The 5867-nt window shown below is 42.0% G+C and carries 6 protein-coding genes and 1 tRNA gene; 5 read left to right on the top strand and 2 right to left on the bottom strand.

What is annotated here, in order from left to right; all coding sequences use genetic code 11:
- The 4 genes from Q0J90_RS14580 to Q0J90_RS14565 form a co-directional block, all read left to right on the top strand.
- On the top strand, positions 1-701 hold a 701-nt coding region (locus Q0J90_RS14580), incomplete at its 5' end, for an SPASM domain-containing protein (protein ID WP_297278602.1).
- 30 nt (positions 702-731) lie between these two features.
- Positions 732-1820: a glycosyltransferase family 4 protein gene (locus Q0J90_RS14575; protein WP_297278601.1), complete on the top strand. Its 1089-nt coding sequence runs from the start codon at positions 732-734 to the stop codon at positions 1818-1820.
- Positions 1813-2958, top strand: a complete 1146-nt coding sequence (locus Q0J90_RS14570; protein WP_367173895.1) for a glycosyltransferase family 4 protein — start codon at positions 1813-1815, stop codon at positions 2956-2958. Before Q0J90_RS14575 ends, Q0J90_RS14570 begins: the two co-directional genes overlap by 8 nt.
- A gap of 131 nt (positions 2959-3089) precedes the next feature.
- The gene (locus tag Q0J90_RS14565) at positions 3090-4472 is read left to right on the top strand and encodes a lipid II flippase MurJ (protein ID WP_297278600.1); all 1383 of its coding nucleotides are present in this window, start codon (positions 3090-3092) and stop codon (positions 4470-4472) included.
- Positions 4473-4513: 41 nt separating this feature from the next.
- Here the strand turns inward: Q0J90_RS14565 and Q0J90_RS14560 are convergent.
- Positions 4514-4586 (bottom strand) — tRNA-Ala (locus tag Q0J90_RS14560).
- A gap of 135 nt (positions 4587-4721) precedes the next feature.
- Between Q0J90_RS14560 and Q0J90_RS14555 the strand changes: the two genes are divergently transcribed.
- Complete coding sequence (locus tag Q0J90_RS14555; protein ID WP_297278599.1) at positions 4722-5690, top strand: calcium/sodium antiporter; 969 nt, start codon at positions 4722-4724, stop codon at positions 5688-5690.
- Positions 5691-5779: 89 nt separating this feature from the next.
- Here the strand turns inward: Q0J90_RS14555 and Q0J90_RS14755 are convergent.
- On the bottom strand, positions 5780-5867 hold an 88-nt coding region (locus Q0J90_RS14755; protein ID WP_367173896.1), incomplete at its 5' end, for a DUF933 domain-containing protein.

The raw sequence follows: 5867 nt of genomic DNA, 5'->3' as shown, positions 1-5867 counted from the left end.
GTCTGGAAGGTCTGCCTGCATTGAATGACAAGAAACGTGGTACGATCAATGGTTTTGACCATGCTTTGCGTACGATGTTGGAATTGAAAAAGACAAAATGTAAGAATATTGGCTTCTCGGTTGTTATTTCTCCGGACAATTATAAGGACTTGCTTCATTTGTATGAATTGTGTGTGGCACTGGATGTGGAACTTGGCAATTCTGTGGTACATAATTCATGGTATTTCCATAAGGATGACAACGTGCTCGTGAGTGAGGACGCATTGAAGGAACACGAAAAATTTGTGGCGGCATTGCTGACTTCAAAACGTCGTAGCCTAAAGGGCCGTTTGAAAGATATGGGCCGTGCATATTTTAACCGTAGTATCCATCGCCGTCTACGTGGTGACGAACCGGGATATCGTCCACCTTGCGGAGCTTTGACTGATTTTTTCTTTATCGACCCGTTTGGCAACGTTTCGCCATGTAACGGTTCGGGAGAAGAATGGATTATCGGAAATATCAAAGAAGATAGCTTTGAGAATATCATGAAGTCGGAAAAGGCGAAGAAGGCGCTTGAATTGGTGAAAAACTGCAATCGTAATTGTGCGTTTATTGTGACTGAACGTCATGATATGAAGCGTCGTCCGTGGATTCCTATCAAATGGATTTTGAAAAACCGTTGGCGTGTAAAACACGGAAAACCAATTTGCTGGGATTAAATTCTGGTATTTACCAAAAAAGAAGGCTTTATGAAAATTGATGTTATCGGTACGCGAGGCTTTCCTGGTATTCAAGGGGGAGTGGAACGTCATTGCGAGCGGTTGTATCCGTTGATGGAGAACGTGAAAATCCGAGTGTTCCGCCGCAAACCGTTTATAAATAAAGCCTATAAGGGTACAAAATATGACAATATACAGTTTCTGGACTTGCCATCTACACGGGTGACAGGACTGGAAGCTGTTTTTCATTCTTTTCAAGCTACGTTGATTTCTGCTTTTTCCCGTTCGCAGGTTGTGCATATTCACAATATCGGGCCGGCCATGTTTGCCCCTTTGCTGCGGCTTTTCGGGAAAAAAGTGGTGTTGACGTATCATAGTGCCAACTATGAACACGACAAATGGAATTGGTTTGGGAAACTTGTTCTTCGACTGTCGGAAAAAATTGCGTTGTCGGCTTCCAATCGGATTATCTTTGTCAATAAGTTCCAACTTGACAAGTATTCGAATAAAGTGAAAGCCAAGTCGGTTTATATTCCCAACGGAATTGTTCCGCTCCAGAGGAATACTGCAACAGATTTTTTGCAAAAATTGGATGTGGAGCCGGGTAAATATATCCTTTCTGTTGGGAGAATCACTCCGGAGAAAGGGTTCGATTTGCTGATACAGGCTTATAATAAGCTGAAAACGGATGTAAAACTTGTAATAGCCGGTGCACCAGATCAGGATACGGCTTATTTCGACAATCTGAAAGCAATGGCAGGTAAGAATGTTGTGTTTGCCGGATTTGTGGACGGTGGAAACTTGTCACAGCTTTATAGTCATGCACAGGTTTATGTTTTGTCGTCGCGGATAGAAGGTTTCCCACTTGTTCTTTTGGAAGCAATTAATTTCGGGTTGCCATTACTCGTTTCTGACATTGAGGCGACTCATTTATTGGATTTACCGAAGAAATCCTATTTTAAAGCATCGGATGTGTATTCTATGCAGTTGAAATTAGGTGAGTTCTTGGCAGAAAACAGAGAAAGCTATCTATGTCGTACTGTAGATGTTGCGGATTATGACTGGAAAAAGATAGCAGATCAGACATGCGTTGTCTATAAAATGTTGGAAAATGAATAGAAAAAAACATCTGCTGATTGTTCGTTCATCGCTGACATCAATGAACTTGTCTAGTTACAATGTTCAGGAGTTAGGATTGGCTAAAGAACTTCAAAAACGAGGATATAAAGTCAGCGTTATAATGGGAGCTGGTGAAGAATCTGTTTCTGAAACAGAATTTTGTACTGTTTATTTCTTGAAATATAGAAGAGTTCAGCAGGCTATTGGATATTTTATTCATTTGAATAAGACCTTAAAAGAAATAAATCCGGATCTTATTCAAATTCATGAAATTGGAATGGTGATGTCGGCTTATGTTGCATGGTGGGCGAAACGTCATGTTGTTCCTTGTGTCTTGATTCAAGGGCCATATGATGAAACCCGCAAACCGTTCCTAAGGAGGTTGGAACAATGTTTCAATGCGACAATTGGTCGTTATATTCTCCATACAGTTGGAAGTGTGGGATGCAAAACTCCTGCAGCAGCAGAATATTTGAAAAAATATGGATTGAGAAAAGGTGCTGAAATTACTCCGGTCGGACTTGATGATTCCAACTTCTCTTTCAAAGATGGAGAACTAAGTGATTGGCGAGAAAGAAACGGAATTGGATCAGAACGAAAGGTTCTCTTGTATGTAGGATCTGTTGAAGTCAAGCGTCGTCATGTGGATTTGTTGGTGGGTATGATGTCATTCTTACCGGAAGAGTACCTTCTAGTGATTGTTGGAGACGGAAGCAGTCGAGCAGGGCTACAGTCGTCAACGGTTTCCGAACGTGTTTTTTGGACTGGCGCATTGCCACAATCTAAGTTGCCTGATATATACAAGTGTGCAGACCTTTTTTTATTAGCGTCAGACTTTGAAATTTATGGAATGGTCGTTTTGGAGGCCTTGTATTGGGGTGTTGCCGTATTATCTACACCAACAGGGGGAGCTTGCTCCATTATTGAAGATGGTCTTACCGGATATTTGATTGATAGTTTTGACGAAAAAGAGTGGGCTCGAAAAGTTGTGTCTATTTTTGGGGAGCCGGAAAAGCTGCATTACATTTCGGAGTCTGGACAAAGACATGTGAGAAACCATCTGTTGTGGAAGCAAACAGCTGACAATTTCGTTGCTCTATATGATAATGTCTTGTCGGCTGTTAAAAAAAATAAATAATGCGATTATAACTGATTGGTAATAAGTGATTTTTAACCTCTTTTGTGAGAAGGCGAATTTCAGGTATGTTTGTTGTAAAATAATACTATTGCCCGTACGTTTCATTGTATAGACAAGCAAGGAAATGAGCTATGGGTGTATTTCGTCCTGAAACTTATAAGAATGGCATTATGTGGTCTTCTGCTTTCAATATCTGTGGCAGAAGTGTAGCCTTTGTACAACAATGGCTTATAGGATATTATTTTGGTGCATATTCGGGGACGGATGTCTTTTTCTTTATCTATAATCTGATACTTTTCATCTCTTTCTTTTTCTTGAATTTCAGTACGGCTGTATTGATTCCCAAAAGTATTCGCTTGCGGATCGCTGAAGGCGAACATAGTTCAATGACTTTTCTGAATGCCTTTATCTTTTTGTATGGTGGTATTGGTATTTTGTTGTTTTTGTTTGCATGTATAGGAACCCTTCCATTTGTTTCTGCGATTTCTTCATTTTCGAAGACTTTGATTGACGCGAATGTTCATTTGATTCGTTGGATTCTGCCTATTCTTTTTCTTAATATGCTAACGAGTCTGATGACGGAAATACTTGCCTCATATAAGTATTTCACATTTCCTAACCTAATAAATTTGATTAATTCCTCATTGGGAGTGTTGTTTGTACTCTTGTTCCATGATATGTTGGGGCTGAAGTCTGTTGCCATTGGATTGGTTTTTGGATATGTGGTAAATATTCTGTTGGTTCTTATAATGATGAAGCATCTGTTGAAATGGAAAATGTTTTCTGTTTCTTTTAAACATGTGAAAAGTGCTTTAAAGACAGGATGCTATACCCAATTGGGCTATTTAGTTTATTTGATGGCAATGTTTGTGCCTCAATATTTTTTTACAAGTTTTCCGGAAGGAAGTCTGACTGCGATATCATTTGCTGATAAAATGACTAATATTCCCAGTATATTTCTTGTTGGACAGATTCTGAGTGTTATGGCAATTAAGTATAATAACCTTGTAGGAAAAGGGCATTATCAAGAAGTAGCACGGTTGACGGAGAAGCTGTTGCTGTCGGTGATGTCTGGCTTATTTGTTGTCGCGGTTGGGGTTTCTCTGTTAAGTGGGTGGCTTGTAGAACTGCTTTTCGGTATTGGGAAATTTACTACCGATTCACTTGATTTGACTGCCAGGATTTTGTCTATGCAGATTCTGTATCTTCCATTTTTATTTGTGTATAATATGTTTATGCGCATTTTTAACGCTTATCAGTTACAACGGGTATATGTTTGGGTTCAGTTGTTTGCTCAAGGTACGATAATAGTTCTTTATTGTTGGTTAATTCCTGAATATGGAGCTATCGGCTATCCGCTGTCGCTGGCATTGCCTTATATTACGGTGGCTTATTTTGTGGTTCCTTTGTTCAAACGCTATTGTCCGGAAATGCGTGTGGGACGCTACTATGCTTTTCTTGTCGTGTTCACGGTTGTGTTCGCCGTGTACTATTACCATGCGTTTTTTGCATAAAAAAGAACGGCAACATTTTGTGAATGTCGCCGTCGGTATTGTGGAGCATAGCGGACTCGAACCGCTTACCTCAACACTGCCAGTGTTGCGCTCTACCAGATGAGCTAATACCCCGTTGTTGTATTGCAAAGATAAGTCAGGATTTTCAATGTGCAAAATTTTCGGCAAGAAATTAATGATTTGTGGGGAATAATGGGAATTTGTGCAAATTTTATGTTAATTTTAGCGCTTGATTAAAAAATGCAGACAATGATACTTGATATTCTTTTCTTGATAGGCGGGTTGGCACTTATCCTTGTGGGTGCCAATGCGTTGACCGACGGTTCGGCGGCAGTGGCGAAGCGTTTCGGTATTTCCGACCTTGTTATCGGTCTTACGATTGTGGCTTTCGGAACATCAGCTCCCGAACTGGTCATCAGTGTGCTGTCGGCTATTGGCGGCAGTGCGGAAATGTCGATTGGTAATGTGGTGGGTAGCAATATTTTCAATGTGCTGATGATTATCGGCTGTACGGCGCTCGTACTTCCTATAAAGGTGGAGCGGAGCATTATGACGAATGAGATTCCGCTCGTGATTCTTTCTGCACTTGTGTTGGCATTCTGTGCCAACGACATTCTGCTTGACGGTGGTTCGGCAAATGTCATCAGCCGTACCGACGGCCTTGTGCTGCTGATGTTTTTCCTGATATTCATGCGCTATACGTTTGCTATTGCCAAAAGTGGGGCAGATGCGGGAGGTGCGGATGCCGAAGTGAAACAGATGCCGGGATGGAAGTCGGCTTTGTTTATTGTTGGCGGTCTAGCTGGACTGATTTTTGGCGGACAGCTTTTCGTTGACGGTGCGAGCGGCATTGCGCGTGCCTGGGGCGTAAGCGAGTCGGTGATTGGCCTTACACTGGTGGCCGGCGGAACGTCGCTTCCCGAGTTGGCTACGTCCATTACTGCCGCATTGAAGAAAAATCCGGGCATTGCGATTGGTAATGTGATAGGCAGCAACCTGTTCAACATATTCTTTGTGCTTGGATGCAGCTCCACAATCATTCCGCTGCCGATGGGGAATATCGGCAACTTCGACATGGCGGTGCTTGTCGGTTCGTCGGTGCTGTTCTGGCTTGTCGGCTGGTTCTTCCGCAAGCGTACGATTACGCGTCTGGAAGGTGCGCTGATGGTGGCATGCTATGTTGCCTATACGTCGGTGCTGATTATGCAGCAGGGATAGGAGAATAGAATGAGTTACAAATAAAAACACCGGGAATCCGCATTGGCGGGTTCCCGGTGGCGTGTATAAATAGGGTATGTAACGTATTTCTAAACGTTGAAGCGGAAGTGCATGATGTCGCCGTCCTGTACGACATATTCTTTGCCTTCGATTCCGATTTTTCCGGCTTCACGGCAA

The organism is uncultured Brachyspira sp. (assembly GCF_944390595.1).
Classification (GTDB): domain Bacteria; phylum Spirochaetota; class Brachyspiria; order Brachyspirales; family Brachyspiraceae; genus Brachyspira.
This window is presented reverse-complemented; position numbering and strand designations above follow the sequence as displayed.

Coding starts and splice junctions, on each gene's coding strand:
- Q0J90_RS14555 (WP_297278599.1), top strand. CDS start 4,722: ATGATACTTGATATTCTTTTCTTGATAGGCGGGTTGGCACTTATCCTT.
- Q0J90_RS14570 (WP_367173895.1), top strand. CDS start 1,813: ATGAATAGAAAAAAACATCTGCTGATTGTTCGTTCATCGCTGACATCA.
- Q0J90_RS14575 (WP_297278601.1), top strand. CDS start 732: ATGAAAATTGATGTTATCGGTACGCGAGGCTTTCCTGGTATTCAAGGG.
- Q0J90_RS14565 (WP_297278600.1), top strand. CDS start 3,090: ATGGGTGTATTTCGTCCTGAAACTTATAAGAATGGCATTATGTGGTCT.